This is a genomic window from Ramlibacter aquaticus (genome assembly GCF_015159745.1).
Lineage (GTDB): Bacteria > Pseudomonadota > Gammaproteobacteria > Burkholderiales > Burkholderiaceae_C > Ramlibacter > Ramlibacter aquaticus.
Map to the genome: position 1 here is coordinate 1 of NZ_JADDOJ010000217.1, position 393 is coordinate 393.

Annotated in this window: 1 protein-coding gene; it reads right to left on the minus strand. The window is 61.8% G+C overall.

The annotated features are described in order from the left end of the window. The coding region (locus tag IM725_RS20190; RefSeq protein WP_193782417.1) for a hypothetical protein at positions 1–346 on the minus strand (346 nt) is incomplete at its 3' end. Positions 347–393: the final 47 nt, after the last annotated feature.

Genomic DNA, 393 nt, shown 5'->3' on the forward strand with positions numbered 1-393 from the left:
GTTCTAGCTCGTAGAGGGACTTCGCACACCTTCCTACCTCACTCAGTTGCCCCAGCAACTCCATGTAGTACTTCTCGCGCTGACCCCATAGCTGCTGCTTCATCCAACTGCGCCCAGCCAGCGCTGCCTTCACTTCCTCTGTGGCATGGGTGTTGGCGACCAACTGCATCTTGAGCGTCTCAAAATCAGCCGTGGTGGCGTAGTTCTCGCCCCGACGTTTCAGGGCCGCACCAGCGAAGGTCCCGGCCGCGGCGAGCACGACCATCAGCAGGTAGGGCCACCACGGCGGAGCCGATACCTGGGCGGCCACCAAGCGGGCGAGTTCTTGGATCTGATCTGATGTCATAGCGTCTCCGTCTCTGCCTGGGATGCTACCCGAGGCACCCGCACAGC